The sequence below is a fragment of the Clostridium bowmanii genome (assembly GCF_018861315.1).
GTDB classification, from domain to species: domain Bacteria; phylum Bacillota; class Clostridia; order Clostridiales; family Clostridiaceae; genus Clostridium_AD; species Clostridium_AD bowmanii.
Map to the genome: position 1 here is coordinate 177,766 of NZ_JAHLDL010000001.1, position 17,848 is coordinate 195,613.

Consider the following 17,848-nt stretch of genomic DNA (forward strand, 5'->3'; position numbering starts at 1 on the left):
CACACTCACTTTTTTTATTCTCATCATAATAATGCTACAATAATTTATAAACTGGTTTAATTTTAAGGGTGGATTATGTTTTAATCCGCCCTTAAAATATTTTTTCTATAACTTATTTATAAATTTATTAAAAGCCTGTGTTCCACTTTCATCCCTTTTAAATACCCCTGAATGTTCGAGAACCTCTAAAAATACAATTCCTATTTCTTTTTTTAATATATCATCTACATTTGTTTCACTTATTTCTGGATATTTTCGAATTAATTGCAATGCCCATTCTTTATGCTTTGAAAGTTCTGCAGCATTGTCCAAATCCCCAATTTTATCTTTATTTACTAAATAATAGCTTAACTGTTTTATCTCTGTTTTTAGTCTAGCTGGTAAAACAGCAAGGCCCATAACCTCAATAAGTCCAATATTTTCTTTCTTTATATGATGCAATTCCGCATGGGGATGAAAAATTCCATCTGGATGCTGCTTAGATGTTCTATTATTCCTTAGAACTAAATCTATCTCATAGTTATTACCTCGCGATCTAGCTATAGGAGTTATTGTATTATGTGGTATACCCTCAGTAAATGCGCTTATATTAACATTTTCATCAGAATAATTCTTCCAACTATTTAAAATGTGATAAGCTAAATTAACTAAGGTTTCACTATCAGTTCCCGCTATTCTAACAACACTCATAGGCCACTTAACTCTACCAACAGTTACTCCCTTAAAACCTTCCACCACAAATCTTTCCTCTATAGGTGCCTTTGCCATAGCAAATTCATAGTTTCCACCTTGGAAATGGTCATGGCTTAATATTGAGCCTCCAACTATAGGAAGGTCTGCATTAGAGCCTATAATATAATGTGGATATTGCTTAACAAAATCTAAAAGTCTCGTAAATGTTTGTTTACATATTTTCATAGGCACGTGTTCGCCTTTAAGTACTATACAATGTTCATTATAGTATACGTAAGGAGAATATTGTAAAAACCATTTTTCATTATCTAATTCAACTGGGATAAGCCTGTGATTACCTCTAGCTGGATGATTTATCCTACCTGCATAACCTTCATTCTCCTTACAAAGTAAGCAGTTTGGATATGCACTTGTCTTTAAATTTCTAGCCATAGCAATGGCTTTCGGGTCTTTCTCAGGTTTAGATAAATTAATAGTAATATCAATATCTCCATAGATTGTTGCACATTTCCATTTTAAATCCTTTTGTACTCTTTCCCATCTTATATAATTAGAATTAATTGACAAGCCATAAAAATAATTTGTTGCACTAATTGGACTTTCATTATAAAGCCTTCTAAATTCTCTTATTATTTCAGATGGTCTTCCTATTAAACAAGCCATTATTTTTGTATCAAGTAAATCTCTACTAACTATCCCATTTTCCTCTATCTTTCCATTTTCATAAGCCCACTGGGTTATATTATCTAAAATTCCTTGGAGTCTATAATCCTTATCTTCAATTTGTAAATCTTCAATTTCATCTAGGGACAAAGCTTCCAGAATCCTATTTTTTGTATATATTAAATCCTCGGATTCTATTAATTGCTTTTTCCTTGCATAATAAAGTAGCTTTTGAACTTCTATAGAAATATTTATTGCCATATTACCACTCCTTATATGTCATTAAAACTATTTATATTATTTTTACTTCATAAGCCTTAAGGGTAGAGCCCTCATAAATCACTTCGTATTCATTATGATTTATTACAAACTTATGTTGAATATCATGAACTTTTCTAAATACAACTTCCACTCCACTTTGTGTTTTTTCAAATTGCATATCCGCTTGTTTAATAATACTTTCTGCAATTATATTTAGTGTATCTTCATCTACTCCAGATCCCACATAATAAACCTTACCAGCACCATAATTATTGCAAGTTATAGCTGCCTTTTCACTGTAAAACTTATCTGTATACTTAAATAAAACCTTTGCCGTAGTAGTACTTATCATATCTCTCCATACCTTACCAGTACCTATTGTATTTTCAAAAGTGCCCTGTCCTAATATTTCAATTTCTTGGCTCGCTTGAAGCGATTCACTTTCTTCTATTTCTATACCACATAATTTTTGAACATATCCAGGAAATACACTGCCTAAATAAAGGTTGTTATTTTCATCTTTTATACCCGTTCTAAAAGAGAATATCACAATACCGCCATTTTCAGTGAATTTCTCTAACCTTTCTGCTAATGATTTCTCTATTATGTTCATTACCGGTAAAATCAATACTTTATATTTACTAAAATCACAATCCACTGATTGTACATCCATATTTACATTTAAGTTATGGAAAGGGGTGTATAATCTTACAAGTTCATTGGTAAAATCAAATTCTGAACTTTGAGGTTGTGCTTTCCAAGACCAAATATTATCAAAGCAGTATAGTACTGCCACCTCTGATTTGATCTCTGAATTAACTAACTCTTCATATTGACTTATATCTTTAAAGAATTCCTCGGCTTCATAATATTTTCTTGAAGTTCTATTGTTTTGATCTATTATACCTAAACAATATTGTTCTGCTCCTTTGTTCATGCCTCTCCATCTAAAGAATAAAATATTTGAACATCCATGAGCCATAGCTTGATAGCTCCACATTTTAGCTTGATTTGGTCTTGGTAAATACCCTATTACGGTATGACCTTGAGCACCCATTAATTGTTCTACAATCCAATAATTCTTATTTTTAAGTCCTCGTGCGTAATCATGTGTCATAGCAATACTTGCTGGGGAGAGTGGCTCCTTAAGACCGCCCCACACTGGATAATTATCATAGGATACAAAATCTAGCCCTTGCGCCATTGTCTTTTGATTAAAACATTTATCAAAAAATCCTCCATAAAAATTATGAGTAACTTCTTGCTGTTCTCCCTTTAGCTTTCTTACAATATCAATTTGCATTTTGGCATAACTATTAATTGAATAATCTCTAAATCTTGCATAATCCAGTTGTAAACTAGGATTGTGAGAGGTTATGGTTTTTTTAGGAATAGGAATTTCATCAAAACTGTTATATGTTTGACCCCAGAATATCGTCCCATAAGTGTCATTTAAATTCTCAATAGTTTTGTATTTATCCTGTAAAAATTTTTGAAATGCCCCACGGCACTGATCACAGTAGCACAAATCACTACCCTCATGACCAAGTTCATTATCGATTTGCCAAGCTATTATAGCCTGTTCATCTCTATAATGTGAAATTAATTGCTCAACGATTTTCCTAGTATATTGCCTATATATATTGGAGTTAAAACAGTATTGTCTTCTTCCCCCAAAGACTCTTTTACGTCCGTCAATATCCTCTGATAAAATTGATGGATGAGCCTTTGAAAGCCATGCTGGAAATGTAGCTGTGGGAGTTCCAAAAATAACCTTAAGGCCATATTCTTTTGCTTTTTTAATTACATTGTCGAAGAATGTAAAATTATATTTACCTTCCGTGCTTTCCATCATGTGCCAAGCAAATTCACCAATTCTTATAGTGTTAACACCCATTTCTACCATTCTTGTCAAATCAGAATCCATCAAATCAATATCCCAATGTTCTGGGTAATAGTCTACCCCTAAATACATATAAACTCCTCCTTCGTTAAATCGTCATCTGAAATATGTTTAAAGTTTCCTTGCACCATCACCTATTTGAGCTACGTAAAACTCTGCTGTGTATCCGATCTTGCTTTTATATTCTGCTCCAACGTTTTTAATAAAATCCTCTACGAATTCATCTTTAACTATACTTACTGTGCATCCACCAAAGCCTGCACCAGTCATTCTAGACCCTATAACTCCTGGCATTTCCCAGGATATTTCAACTAAGGTGTCAAGTTCTATACCTGTAACTTCGTAATCATCCCTTAGTGATACATGCGATTGATTCATTAACTTTCCAAATAAGTCTATATCCTTATTTTCAAGAGCTTTAACCGCCTTTAGCGTTCTTTGATTTTCGTAAATAGCATGCTTTGCTCTTTTTGCACAAACTTCATCTTTTATAAGGTATCTGTTTTTTTCAAATTCTTCTTCATTTAGTTCACAAAGAGAATTTATTTTAAGCACGGTTTGTAAATCTTTAAGAGCTGTTTCACATTCTGCTCTTCTCTCATTATATTTAGAATCCGCAAGACCTCTTCTTTTATTAGTATTTGCAATTACTATAGATGCTCCATCAAGCACTATATTTGCATATTCATATTTTAATGTATTTGTATCTAAAAGCATGGCACAATCCTTTTTACCCATGCCTATGGCAAATTGATCCATAATACCACAATTCACACCTATAAATTTATTTTCAGCTTCTTGACTACACTTAACAATATTTATCATATCAATATTAAACTCATACAAATCCTTTAAAACAACACCTGTAGCTACTTCAATAGATGCTGAAGAAGATAGCCCTGCACCATTTGGAATATTCCCATAAAACAATATATCAAATCCGCTATCTATTTTCATGCCTTTCTTTTCAAAAGCCCAAATTACTCCCTTAGGATAATTTGCCCAATCATGTTCACTGTTATATTCCATGTCATCTATATTCACATCAATTATTCCAAGTTCTTTAAAATTATCTGAATAAAATCTTATTATTTTATCATTTCTCTTTCTAATTAGTGCATATGTACCGAAAGTTATTGCACATGGAAAAACATTCCCTCCATTATAATCTGTATGCTCACCTATCAAATTTACTCTCCCTGGTGCAAAAAAGACTTTTTCTGCCTCAACTGTATACACTTTTTTAAATATATTTTTTAATTTATTAATCATATTTTAATCTCCTTTAATAGTAGATTCGTCCTTGTAAACCTTTATACATAGATGTTATCATTTTTTCAGTAAAACTTCAATTGTTTTACTAAAATAGTTTTATTTTTATATATAATATTATTAATATTATTTAATAAATATATATTACATGCAAATATGTCAATAGGTTAATGTATACGTTTTAGTAGTTTAAATAGGCCGTTTCTATGAAAAATATAAATTTTACTAAAACTGTTTGCAAACTATTGCTTTTTTACTAAAAACAATCTACAATATACTTATGTAACCGTTTTTATTGTAATTAACCATTATATTAGGAGGGGACTTTATGAAAAAGAAAATTTTATCAATAATGTTAGCATCAGTTTTGGTATTAGGTGGATGTGGAAAAGCTGCAACACCAGAGGCGACAAAACCAACAGAAGTAGCAAAATCACCCGTAGCACAAACAGTAACCGTGTGGGCTTGGGATAAGAATTTTAACATTCCTATAATGCAAGATGCCGCAAAAATCTATTCAGCCGACCACCCAAATGTAACAATTAAGGTAGTAGATTATGCAAAGGCAGATGTAGAAACAAAACTCCAGACAGGTTTAGTTGCAGGCGCCGCAGACAGTCTTCCAGATATAACTTTAGTTGAAGATTATAATGCACAAAAATATTTAACTTCTTATCCTGGAAAATTTGCGGATCTAACTGCAACTGTTAAAAGTAGTGATTTTGCAAAATATAAAGTTGACGCTGTGTCTCTTGACGGAAAAACATATGCAGTTCCTTTTGATTCAGGTGTATCAGGAATGTTCTATAGAACAGATATACTCGCAAAAGCCGGATACAAACCAGCAGATATGAAAGATATTACTTGGGACCAATTTATAAAAATTGGGAAAGATGTTAAAACAAAAACTGGAAAAGCTATGATAAGCATGGATGTATATAACGACGCAGCAATATTAAGAGAAATGATACAATCTTGTGGCCAATGGTATTTTGATAAAGATGGTAAAGTTACTATGGCAAATAACCAATCACTTATAGATGCTGTAACTAAATATAAAGAAATACAGGATGCAGGCATAGTAAAAAATACTGTTGGTTGGGGAGATTGGGTTGCTTCAATGAACAAAGGTGATGTAGCAACAGTTAACACTGGTGTTTGGATCATGGGTTCAATTAAAGCTGCAACAGATCAATCAGGTAAATGGGCAGTAGCAGCATTCCCAAGACTTGCAACATCAAATTCAGTGAATGCAACTAATCTTGGTGGTTCTAGTTGGTATGTTTTAAATGATTCAAAAAACAAAGATGTTGCTATTGATTTCCTAAAAACAGTGTATGCTGGAAATAATGATTTCTTTCAAAAAATCCTTGTAGAGAGAGGGGCAGTTGGAACTTACTTACCTTCACAAACAGGCACCGCATACTCTGCAGGAGATAAATTCTTTGGAGATCAAGAAGTATTCCAAGATTTCTCTGGTTGGATGAAGAAAATTCCTGGAGTTTCATATGGTTCCTATGCAGCAGAAGGAGACCAAGCTATAATGGCCCAAATGAAAGATATTCTAAGTGGAAAAATCACCGTTAAAGCGGGACTTAAAAATGCTGAAGATCAACTTAGTAGTCAAATTCAATAATATTATTTGAAAGTAAGATAAAGGAATGGTATTATAACCATTCCTTTATTGTAAAGTAGGAGGTTATTCCATGAAAACTAAAAAGCCCAGGAGTAAAGGCCAACGCAGAATTAATGTAATTGGTTGGTTATTTATTTCAATAACTGTAGTTACATTTTTAATTTTTATTTTATACCCAGTTCTTAATTCTTTTTATCTTTCTTTTCACTCTGTTAAAGGAATAGTTCAAAAGTTTAATGGATTTACTAATTATAAAAGAATGTTTAATGATCAGTTGTTTAAAAAGGCATTGTTCAATACTTTTATTTATTTAATTGTACAAGTTCCTATAATGCTAACCATGGCTATGTTTCTAGCTACCTTACTTAATTCTAAAAAACTAAGGTTTAAAACTTTTTTTAGAACTGCAATTTTTTTACCTTGTGTTACCTCTTTGGTTGCATACTCTGTATTATTTAAAATGCTATTTGCACCAAATGGTATCATTAACTATTCACTTACAGCACTTAAAATAATTAATGTTCCAATAGAGTGGTTAAGCGACCCAACCTTGGCAAAAGTGGTTATTATAATTGCTTTGTTATGGCGTTGGACAGGCTATAATATGATTTTCTATTTAGCTGCACTACAAAATGTGCCAACTGAAACTTATGAAGCAGCTGAACTTGATGGTGCAAATTCAATTCAACAATTTTTTTATGTTACAGTACCTCAATTAAAACCCATTATTCTATTTACGACTATAATGTCTACAATAGGCACACTTCAAATATTTGATGAACCTATGAATTTGACTAGGGGTGGCCCAGGAAATGCAACACTTAGTATTTCTCAATATATTTATAACCAATCCTTTGTGTATGCTCCAAATTTTGGTTATGCTGCAACCCTATCTTATGTTGTTGTTTTCATAGTAGCAATACTAGCTATTATTCAAATTAAAGTGGCAGGTGAAGATAAATGATAAATAAGCTAAAAAAATCTTTAAATAACATAATTAAATATGGATTTCTTTCAATAGTGTCATTTTTATCTCTTTTCCCATTTTATTGGATGTTTGTCTCAGCTACAAATAAGACAGTAGACATAACAAACGGAAAAATGACTTTTGGCTCAGAACTTGTAAACAATTATAATAGATTAATTAAAATTAGTGATATAGGCACTCCCTTTATGAATACCGTTAAGGTAACGGTTATATACACTGTTTTAGCCTTATCAATATGTTCAGTAGCAGCTTACGGTTTTGAAAAATTTAAATCTCCTGGAAAAGAAAGAATATATGCTATATTTCTATTTTCTATGATGATTCCTTTTGGAGCAATAATGATTCCACTATTTAAGTTAGTAGTTGCTTTTAATATGGTGAATAATCATTGGGCTATTATTTTACCATACATTGGTCAAGTGTTTTTAATATTTTACTTCAGACAAAGCTTTAAATCTTTTCCAAATGAAATTATTGAAGCGGCAAGGATTGATGGAGCAGGAGAAATATCAATATTTTTAAGAATCGTTGTACCTTCTATGAAATCTACTTTTGCGTCTGCTTCCATTTTTGCCTTTACCTTGCAGTGGAATAATTTCATGTGGCCACTAATTGTATTGCAAACAGATAAAATGAAGACTTTGACCTTAGTAGTTTCTTCCTTATCTTCAGCTTATTTTGTTGATTACGGCATTCTTATGCTAGCAATTGTAATTGCTACATTGCCAATGGTTCTATTATTTATGACAATGCAAAAACATTTTGTTGAAGGAATGGTTGGCTCTGCAAAATAATATTGAAAAATATAGAATTAGGTAGGTGAAAATATGAACACAATAACCAACACTTTTGAAATAAAAGAGGATTTTTACTTTAGCGGTAAAAAGATTAAGATTATATCAGGAGCAATCCACTATTTTAGAGTAGTTCCAGAGTATTGGAGAGATCGTTTAGAAAAGTTAAAAGCCATGGGTTGTAATACTGTAGAAACCTATGTGCCTTGGAATATGAATGAACCAAGTAAGGGATGCTTTAATTTTGATAAAAACCTGGATATAGAAAAATTCATTAAAACAGCACAGATCTTAAACTTTGGGTAATACTTAGACCATCACCTTATATTTGCGCTGAATGGGAGTTTGGAGGCTTACCGGCTTTTTTACTGGCTGAGAATGGGATGAAAGTTAGGTCTTCTTATAAACAATTTTTAAAGCATTTAAATGACTATTATAGTGAATTGTTTAAGATAATAAGTCCACTTCAAATAAATTATGGTGGACCCATTATTATGATGCAAATCGAGAATGAATATGGTTATTATGGAAACAATAAAAAATATTTGCAAGCTATAAATGATATGATGAGAAAATTTGGAGCAGTAGTCCCTTTTGTTACATCAGATGGACCTTGGGGTGAAGCTTTAGAATCTGGAAAACTAGATGCTAACGTCCTTGCAACTGCAAATTTCGGTTCAAAACCAGAGGTTGCACTTCCAAAGCTGAAAAGTATTATTGGAAATCGTCCCCTTATGTGCATGGAATTTTGGGTTGGTTGGTTTGATGCCTGGGGAGATGAAAAACATCATGCACGTGATGTATCTGATACTGCAAAAGATTTAGATAAAATTCTTAGTGAAGGTCATGTGAATATTTATATGTTTCATGGAGGCACAAATTTTGGCTTTATGAATGGATCAAATAATTATGAAAAACTTACACCAGATGTAACTTCTTATGACTATGATGCAGTACTTACCGAATGGGGAGACATAACTCCTAAGTATGAAGCCTTTAAAAAAGTTATATCTAAATACGTTGAAATACCTGAAGTTATTTTTTCAACAAGTATTAAAAAAATTTCTTATGGGAAGCTACGTGTTATGAAAAAAGTATCTTTATTTAACACACTAGATAACATATCCACCCCTAAATATAGAGATGATACACTCCCAATGGAAAAGTTAGGTCAAAGTTATGGTTATATCCTATATCGCTGCAATGTAGGAGCAGGCAGAAATGTAGATACCTTTAGACTACTTGGAGCACATGATAGGGCTAAAGTGTATGTAAATGGCAAAAATGTCCTAACTCAATATGATAGAGAACTAGGAGCTCCTGCTAAAATTGTTTTTGATAAGAAAGAAGATAATTCTCTGCATATATTAGTTGAAAATATGGGAAGAGTCAACTTTGGAGAGAAGCTAAACTATCAGCATAAAGGAATTGTGGATGGAGTAATAATTGATACCCATGCTCATTCTGGTTGGAATCACTATACCCTTCCATTAGATAACATAGAAAATGTAAATTATAATGGTGTTTATGAAGAAGGTACCCCTGGATTTTATAAATTCGAACTGCAAGTTGAAACAATAGGTGATACTTTCCTAAGATTTGACGGCTGGGGAAAAGGATGTATATTTGTAAATGGTTTTAATATAGGACGTTTTTGGGAACTTGGACCGCAAAAATCACTTTATATTCCAGGTCCTTGCCTTAAAATTGGTGAAAATGAAATTGTTATTTTTGAGACTGAAGGAAAAGTAGCAGAATTTATTACCTTAGAAAATACTCCTGAACTAGGTTTATCAAAATAATTAAAGTTAAAGAAGTGGATGTACTTTAATCCACTTCTTTAACTTTAAATTGTACTGCAACTGTTTCTTATAATAAGTTGTGTTTTTAATTTAATGCTACTAGTCTTCCTGTTTTTATTTTCAATTAAGTCTAAAAGCATTCTTGAAGCATTTACTCCAAGTAAGTACATATTTTGATCTACCGTTGTAAGTTTTGGTTCAACTATAGTTGAAATATAACTATTATCAAATCCAATTATTGAAACATCGCGCGGTACATCAAATTTCATTATTCTACACGCATTCATAACTCCTACAGCCATTAAATCATTACAAGCAAATACTGCTATAGGTTCTTTTAGCACTTTTAATTTTTCAAGTTCTGACTTCATTATCTTTATTGCCCCATCCACGGTTTTATTACTATTTCCTTCACCAATATCTATAATTCTTTTTTTATGGTCTAGTTTATTTTCTTCCATTAATTGATTATATACATCCTCTTTTATATCATAAGAATAACTTTCTTTACCTCTTACAAAAATTATGTTTTTGTGTCCAAGTTCTAAAAGATACTGCATTGCTTGTCTTGCTCCACTTGCTTCATCATTAAGTACAAAATTACAATTAATATTATTATTGTATCCATTAATAGATACAAGTGGAATTTCGCTACTCACTGTTTCATAAAACCCATTTTTCATATTTTCAGTTTTGGGATCTATAACTATAATCCCATCTACCTGCCTGCCCATAAGAGATTTTATATATTTTATTTCTTCCTGCGCCTTATCATCTGTATCACAAAGATAAATTGAATAACCTTTTATTCTAAGTTCATATTCAATAGCTTTAATTACAGTAGGAAAAAAGATATTATTTATACTTGGAACTAAAATACCTATTGTTTTTGTATTCTGACAAACTAGTGATCTTGCCAATGCATTGGGACTGAAATTTAATTTTTTTACAGCTTCCTCAACCCTAATCCTAGTTTCTTCTTTAACAGGATAATTGCTGTTTATAACTCTTGACACAGTACTCATAGAAACATTTGCTTCTCTTGCAACATCCATTATATTAACTTTCATCGTAGCCTCCTATAAAAATAAAATATTCATTATACAATAAATCAATATTTATTGTATCATTTTCCATCGTATTATCTCTCTTACGTGTAAATATTACTAAATAAATAAAATTTGTAAATTATTCAGAACCTAATTTACCTTATTCCATGGTGAGATACCATAGTCATGGATTATTCATAAATTTATGTTAAAATATAAATGCGTAGAAACCCTTTTCTTTTCAAAACACAAATATTATGAGGGAAGTGTAAATTATGATTTATAAAGATACCTTTAAAGGTATTGAGTCAATTGTATTAGAAAATAAGATATTGAAGATAGTGGTACTTCCAAGCTTGGGTGGAAAAATAGCATCAATATATAATAAAGAAAAAGATTTTGAACTTCTTTTTCAAAATAAAAATAATGAATACACCCATCCAAAATTATATGATGATTTTGCTGAATTTGATGCTTCTGGTTTTGATGATGCCTTTCCAACTATAGATAGTTCTGAAGTTACCTATAGTGGTGGAAAAATTATATATCCAGATCATGGAGAAATATGGAGTTCCTCTTTTGATTATAAACTATCTGCGGGCCAGATTGAACTGTTTCTTCAAAGTTCTATTCTTCCCTATTATTACAAAAAAATAATTTCACTCAGCGATGAAAACCTAAATATAACATATCATGTTGAAAATACAGGAACTGAATCATTCCCATGTATTTGGGCAATGCACTGCCTTGTTAATTGTGAGGAAAATATGGACCTTAATTTTCCAGCAGCAACAACTGAAATATTAAATGTTCAAGATAGTATTAATTTAGGTGTGGAAAACACTCCTCATCAATATCCAATAACAAAGAATATTAGTGACCAAGATTATTATTTAAATAAAGCTGGTAAAAAGTCTTCTAATAATACTGAAAAATATTATGTAAATGGTGAAGTAACAGAAGGCAAATGTTCCATATTCTATCCAGACCATAATATTCTGTATTCAATTAATTTTGATAAAGACAAAATGCCCTACCTTGGTTTTTGGGTTACTGAAGGTGGTTTCAGAGGAGATTATAATTGCGCTTTTGAACCCACAAATGGATTCTATGATGGAATAGAAACCGCAAAGAAAAACAACAAATTATTTTATCTGACACCTGATAAACCTTTAGATTTTACAATATCACTAAGTCTTAATCATACTACATAAAATATGAAGTTATATTCTATTTATATTTTAAAATAAGCGAAGCATTTGCAAAAGCAATGCTTCGCTTATTTTTGGTTTTTAAATTATTAATTTAAGTCATCTTTCATTTGAAATTTTTTATGCTTGTCCCCATCTCTTTTTTTAAAAAATAACACTGCAAATGTTGTTAAAACACCTACAATTACGACATAGACAAAAGTACTAATCGTAACTCCATTATCTGAAGCTAACCCAAGTTTCGAAGCTACTATATACATTGATATCATAAGGAATATAACTACTCCGCCTGCTTCGTGACGATGCTCCCAAGGCTCTATGTCAACTATATTTTTTATTTCCATTACGTATGGTGTTTCCCTCGGTTTAATTTTACCTATTATTAACATAAGCACACAACTTACTGCAAATAATATTGCTAGTTGATAAAGAAAGTTAAGGTCCGGCTTAATTACAAGCTGCAATAGTCCATAAGTTCCTACGAAAAATACTAGAGATATCTTTGCTGCAATTGCAGGAACCCTTTTTGTAACATATCCAATGAATACAACAGCAAATATAGGAACATTAAAAAATCCGTTTATTGTTTGTAAGTATTGAAATAATCCTTGTGGCACGTACATTATAAATGGTCCTATAAACATTGATACAATTGCTATTATTATACCAAAGTATTTGGCTTTAGAAACAACTTCAGCATCGCTTTTGCCCTTTCCAAAAATAGGGGCATATACATTCAAAGCAAATAATGTTGAGGCACTATTCAAAACTCCAGTAAAAGTACTAAGCACTGCGCCAAACATTGCTGCTGCAAAGAATCCTGTTAGAGGTTTAGGAAGTACTACATTGACAAGTTTTGAATACATAAGATCGGGATTTTTTGCCCCTCCCCCAAATATTTGAAAAGCTATAATTCCTGGTATAATTACAATTAGTGGTGTCATTACTTTCAAAAATCCCGCAAAGATAACTCCCTTCTGGCCTTCTTTAAGATTTTTAGCTGCAAGAGCCCTTTGTATTATAGATTGATCAGTTCCCCAATAATAAAGATTAACTAACAATAAGCCTGTAAATGCCGCACCAAAAGGTACAGGATCTGTTGATCCACCAACCGCATTAAACTTTTGTGGGGAAGTATTAATAAAATTTGACAACCCCTGTGAAAAACTTCCTTTGCCTAAGTATAAAAGTCCAAAAAAAGGTACCATGAGTCCGCCAATGGCAAGTGCAATTCCGTTTAAGGTATCAGCTATTGCCATTGCTTTGAGTCCTCCTATTATTGCATAGAAAAAACCAATTATACCTATTACCCATACAGTAATCCATATACTCATATCATAACTTATTCCAAAAGTATTTTGTAAGTCAAATATCTGACTTAGCGCAATAGCTCCAGAATAAAGTGTAGTTGGAAGTAAATTTAATACATATAGTAGTAAAAATAATATAGATACACCCTTTTTAACACTAGAATCAAATCTGTCTTCAAGAAAATCTGGTACGGTTGTTATTCCTTGTTTCAAATACCTAGGTACTAAAAACATAGCTACAACAACAAGTACAAGACCAGAAGTAACTTCATATGCCATATTACTCATATTTCCGCTATAAGATTGTGCACTCATACCTACAAAATTTGCTGCACTTAAATTCGCCAATAAAAGAGAGCACCCAATAACTCCCCCTGTTAATGTACGTCCACCTAAAAAATAGGAATCCTTTGATAATTTCTTTTTGTTATTACCTTTTAACTTAAAATAAGTATATACTGCAACTAAAGCTGTGAAAAATAAAAATGAACCAATAATTAATGATTGCATAACACATCTCCAAATCTATTTTATTTAATAGAAAACCTTTTCTATTATTGTAAATTTAATACGTACTTTCATAAGTACGCCGCTAACTTAAAATAATTCAATAAATTTTATTTTATTATACTAAAAAGAAAACCTTTTCTTTATCGTTTACATAATATCATATATATATCCATAACGCAATGACAATTTACTCTGTTTTACCTTATAATTCAACAAACTTGTATTGTTAAGCTTAAAATTAGTTACGAACATTTCTTTTTATTTAAAAATTCGCAAATAATTTAAGTAATATTATAACTTCAATTAAACGTATACACTATATAATTAAGTATATATGCTCATCGAAAAAACTAGACAAATAAAAAGACCCCTGCTTGGCAGAGGTTTTCTTATTATTTCATTTTTCTAATTAAATTTATTTCTGCTCTAACAAGTGGTTTTGAGTTACTATTTCCTCTTACTGTTACTTTATCTTCTTCGATATTCAATTCTCTTGCTATTATAGCCACAACCCTTGACTTACAAAAGTTTCCTTGGCAAGTTCCCATTCCTGCTCTTGTGCGTCTTTTAATAGCATCTGTAGAATTAATTGGTATATTTCTATGAATAGCATCAATAATCTCTGCCTCTGTAACCAACTCACATCTACATATTATATTCTTTGCTTTGTCTGTATCATCCACTTTCCCATGAAAATTATTATCTTTCTTTATTACTATTCCTTTTCTATAGGGAATAAAATCGTTTTTCTCGGTGAGAATAAGCCCTGAATTTTTAAGTATATCTGCCACCATCTCGGCAATTGCAGGTGATGATGTAAGTCCTGGCGAATCTATACCAGCCACATTTATGAATCTTTTAACTTTGCTTTCCTCAATAATAAAATCTCCCGTATTGCTAGTAGCTCTTATTCCTGCAAAAGTAGTTAAGGTCTTTCTCACATCAAAATCGGGTATGGACATTCTTGCAGTATCTATTACATATTTTAAAGTCTCAGTAATAGTTGTTACATCGTCTATCTCGCTTACTTCTTCTGCATTAGGACCTATCATAAAATTGCCATGATAGGTAGTAGTTACTAATATACCTTTGCCTTTATCTGTAGGCACTTGAAAAATAACAGTATTAACAAGATTTCCCTGATCTTTTCCCATTAGAACATATTGGCCTCTTTTAGGTATTATTTTGAAGTCGTAAGTTCCAACCATATTAGCTATTTTGTCACTATAAAGCCCAGCAGCATTTATAATGTATTTTGTTTCAAGGTCCTCTTTATTTGTATGTACAATAAATCTCCCTGGTAATTTTTCTATAGATATTACTTCACTTTCAAGCTTAAGCTCTACACCATTAGTAATAGCATTCTCTACCAATGCAATAGTAAATTCATAAGGTGAGGTAACCCCCACACTTTTGGCATATAGCGCTACCTTTACTTCACTATTTAGATGTGGCTCTATAGCTTTAAGTCTCTCTCCCCTTATTATCTCTAAATCATCGCACCCCATTTTGACACCATTATCATAAAGCTCTGTAATTTTCTTCTCGTCCCCTTCATTAAAACCAATGACCAAAGCTCCCGCTTTCCTATATCCAAAATTCAATTCTTCTTGAAGTTTTGCATACATTTGGTTTCCTTTTCCACATAATTCACCTTTTAATGTACCATACTTAGCGGCATATCCTCCATGGACTATCCCACTGTTTGCTTTTGATGCTCCAGTTGCCACATCATCCTCTTTTTCTAAAATACATATTTTCAAATTATATCTAGAAAGTTTTCTTGCTATAGCTGCCCCTACTACTCCCGCGCCTATAATAATTACATCATACATAAACATTAACCCCCCCCCTAACATATTATCATTTTCAAACTTTAATAATTAATCTTTGTTGATATCTATTATAGTATAATCCTTTAGGTTATAACAGATGTTTTATTAAAATATTAATAATAGACATTTATTTGAATATGCATATTGACATTCCTAATATGCTTCAAAGATCCTATCACGAGCTTGAACGACTTTGAATAGTTTATACATAAATAAAAAAAGGAGCTAACTCAAAATAGAAATCAATTTCTATTTTGAGTTAGCTCCTTTTATTGTTTTACTTGAATTTGGCCATCTTCGATAAATTCATTTGCAATCCATCTTGCGACTTTGCCAGTAATAGTAATGCAATGGTTCTTTCTTCCTGCGCTTTTAAAGTCATCTCCAACCCATTCTTTTGTTATTATTCTACAGCAAGTTGATTTGTATTCATTCTTAATGTAATCATGAAGACTCTTAGCTTTTTCAAACATTTTTTCGTTCATATCTTCACCGGAAACTCTACCATATACCATACCTAGAGCCATTTGACCACCTGAAACTGCACCGCAGAGACATCCAGCTTTACCCATTCCTATTGGGAATCCACTTGCCAGTTTAACTATATTTTCATCATATGGTTTACCCAATAATTCATTAAGTGTTTGTACTACTGCTTCAGTGCAAAAGAAGGTGCCGCTTCTAAAAAGTTCTTCTGCATTAGATTGAACTCTATCAAGAAGTTCTTCCTTTGTAAATTCCTTTGTGCTGACTAAAGTCATTACTTATTTCCCCTAGTGCTCATATCAAATTTAATTCAATAATCATTATACTTTATTTATCTTAAGTTCACCAATAGATAATACCTATAAACAAACCTTTATATATATGTATTTACTATATCTAAGAAGAAATTTCAATGACTAAACAGCTTATATTTATGCTATAATTTTGATGATTCAAAAGATATGTGAGGGAAAATTGATTTAATGAGTGCAATTTTAAAGAAATACCCAGTACCTATAGTAGGCCTTATGCTAGGACTAGCGGCAACAGGAAATCTTGTATAATCATACGGCGAAGTGTATCACAGTATATTTGGTATAATATCAGCAATATTACTTATTTTAATAATTGCAAAGATTATAAAGTATCCTAAAGATGTAATAGAGAGTTTAGCTAATCCTCTTGTAGCTAGTGTATTTCCGGCATTTTCTATGGGAATCATGTTATTATCAACTTATGTTAAAGTATATTCAGTATCATTAGCTTTTACAATATGGATTATAGGAATTGCGCTACATATTACATTAATCCTATGGTTTACTAAAAAATTCGTGTTTAATTTTATAATCAAACAAGTATTCCCATCTTGGTTTGTGGTTTATGTTGGTATAGTTGTTGCTAGTGTAACTGGACCTGCTTATAAAGTGGTAAATGTAGGTCAAATAGCTTTTTGGTTTGGATTTGTGACTTATTTAATACTTTTACCAATCGTTCTTTACAGAATTATAAAAGTTAAACAACTACCAGAACAATCATTGCCGACACTTGCAATATTATCTGCACCGGCAAGTCTATTATTAGCAGGATATATGAATTCATTTAAAATAAAAGACATGACCATGGTTTGGTTTCTAATGGTATTATCAATTATTATGTATGTAACAGTTATTATAATATTGTTTAAACTTTTGAAGTTAAAGTTCTATCCAAGTTATTCAGGATTTACATTTCCACTTGTAATAAGCGGTATAGGAATAAAGCTAACAAATAGGTTTTTAAATAATTCCGGACAACCTATGCCATCATTACAATACCTGGTAAAATTCCAGGAAGTAATAGGTGTTATCTTAACATTATATGTATTAATTAGATATATTAAAAAATCATTACGCATAAAATAATTATAAAAGCTATAAGTCTTAATGTATAAGGCTTA

Annotated in this window: 12 protein-coding genes and 2 pseudogenes; 7 read left to right on the forward strand and 7 right to left on the reverse strand. The window is 31.4% G+C overall.

Features of this window, described 5'->3' with window-relative positions:
* Window positions 1-105: 105 nt before the first annotated feature.
* The 3 genes from galT to KPL51_RS00845 are packed head-to-tail and all read right to left on the reverse strand — an operon-like array spanning window position 106 to window position 4,792.
* On the reverse strand, window positions 106-1,617 hold the full coding sequence (gene galT, locus KPL51_RS00835; protein ID WP_216155890.1) for a UDP-glucose--hexose-1-phosphate uridylyltransferase: 1,512 nt from the start codon (window positions 1,615-1,617) through the stop codon (window positions 106-108).
* Between the two features lie 31 nt (window positions 1,618-1,648).
* The gene (locus KPL51_RS00840; RefSeq protein WP_216155893.1) at window positions 1,649-3,592 is read right to left on the reverse strand and encodes a beta-galactosidase; all 1,944 of its coding nucleotides are present in this window, start codon (window positions 3,590-3,592) and stop codon (window positions 1,649-1,651) included.
* A gap of 39 nt (window positions 3,593-3,631) precedes the next feature.
* Window positions 3,632-4,792 carry a galactokinase gene (locus KPL51_RS00845; RefSeq protein WP_216155896.1) on the reverse strand — a complete coding sequence of 387 codons (1,161 nt, stop codon included), beginning with the start codon at window positions 4,790-4,792 and terminating at the stop codon, window positions 3,632-3,634.
* Between the two features lie 328 nt (window positions 4,793-5,120).
* Between KPL51_RS00845 and KPL51_RS00850 the strand changes: the two genes are divergently transcribed.
* The 5 genes and pseudogenes from KPL51_RS00850 (at window position 5,121) to KPL51_RS24430 (ending at window position 10,012) form a co-directional block, all read left to right on the forward strand.
* Window positions 5,121-6,428 (forward strand): ABC transporter substrate-binding protein, encoded by a 1,308-nt coding sequence (locus tag KPL51_RS00850; RefSeq protein ID WP_216155899.1) that lies wholly within the window; start codon window positions 5,121-5,123, stop codon window positions 6,426-6,428.
* A gap of 70 nt (window positions 6,429-6,498) precedes the next feature.
* Window positions 6,499-7,392 carry a carbohydrate ABC transporter permease gene (locus KPL51_RS00855; protein ID WP_216155901.1) on the forward strand — a complete coding sequence of 298 codons (894 nt, stop codon included), beginning with the start codon at window positions 6,499-6,501 and terminating at the stop codon, window positions 7,390-7,392.
* Complete coding sequence (locus tag KPL51_RS00860) at window positions 7,389-8,210, forward strand: carbohydrate ABC transporter permease (RefSeq protein WP_216155903.1); 822 nt, start codon at window positions 7,389-7,391, stop codon at window positions 8,208-8,210. The genes KPL51_RS00855 and KPL51_RS00860 overlap by 4 nt, the downstream gene beginning before the upstream one ends.
* A gap of 33 nt (window positions 8,211-8,243) precedes the next feature.
* Window positions 8,244-9,166 (forward strand): annotated as a pseudogene (locus tag KPL51_RS24425) (glycoside hydrolase family 35 protein); the annotation flags it as partial.
* Between the two features lie 201 nt (window positions 9,167-9,367).
* Window positions 9,368-10,012, forward strand: a complete 645-nt coding sequence (locus KPL51_RS24430; protein WP_376770068.1) for a glycoside hydrolase family 35 protein — start codon at window positions 9,368-9,370, stop codon at window positions 10,010-10,012.
* A 44-nt stretch (window positions 10,013-10,056) separates the two neighbouring features.
* On the opposite strand, the gene KPL51_RS00870 is transcribed toward KPL51_RS24430, so the two are convergent.
* On the reverse strand, window positions 10,057-11,082 hold the full coding sequence (locus KPL51_RS00870) for a LacI family DNA-binding transcriptional regulator (protein ID WP_216155906.1): 1,026 nt from the start codon (window positions 11,080-11,082) through the stop codon (window positions 10,057-10,059).
* A 254-nt stretch (window positions 11,083-11,336) separates the two neighbouring features.
* Here KPL51_RS00870 and KPL51_RS00875 point away from each other — a divergent pair, with 254 nt between their 5' ends.
* The gene (locus tag KPL51_RS00875) at window positions 11,337-12,275 is read left to right on the forward strand and encodes a DUF5107 domain-containing protein (protein ID WP_216155909.1); all 939 of its coding nucleotides are present in this window, start codon (window positions 11,337-11,339) and stop codon (window positions 12,273-12,275) included.
* 86 nt (window positions 12,276-12,361) lie between these two features.
* Here the strand turns inward: KPL51_RS00875 and KPL51_RS00880 are convergent, their stop codons facing one another.
* From KPL51_RS00880 to KPL51_RS00890, 3 genes are all read right to left on the reverse strand, one after another.
* A complete protein-coding gene (locus KPL51_RS00880; protein ID WP_216155912.1) occupies window positions 12,362-14,092 on the reverse strand; it encodes a solute:sodium symporter family transporter in 1,731 nt (576 codons plus the stop codon).
* A 392-nt stretch (window positions 14,093-14,484) separates the two neighbouring features.
* On the reverse strand, window positions 14,485-15,927 hold the full coding sequence (locus KPL51_RS00885; protein WP_216156149.1) for an NAD(P)/FAD-dependent oxidoreductase: 1,443 nt from the start codon (window positions 15,925-15,927) through the stop codon (window positions 14,485-14,487).
* Between the two features lie 269 nt (window positions 15,928-16,196).
* Entirely contained in the window at window positions 16,197-16,688 is a 492-nt protein-coding gene (locus tag KPL51_RS00890) for a C-GCAxxG-C-C family protein (protein WP_216155914.1), read from the reverse strand.
* Between the two features lie 207 nt (window positions 16,689-16,895).
* Here KPL51_RS00890 and KPL51_RS00895 point away from each other — a divergent pair.
* Window positions 16,896-17,813: pseudogene (locus KPL51_RS00895) on the forward strand (TDT family transporter).
* Window positions 17,814-17,848 lie beyond the last annotated feature (35 nt).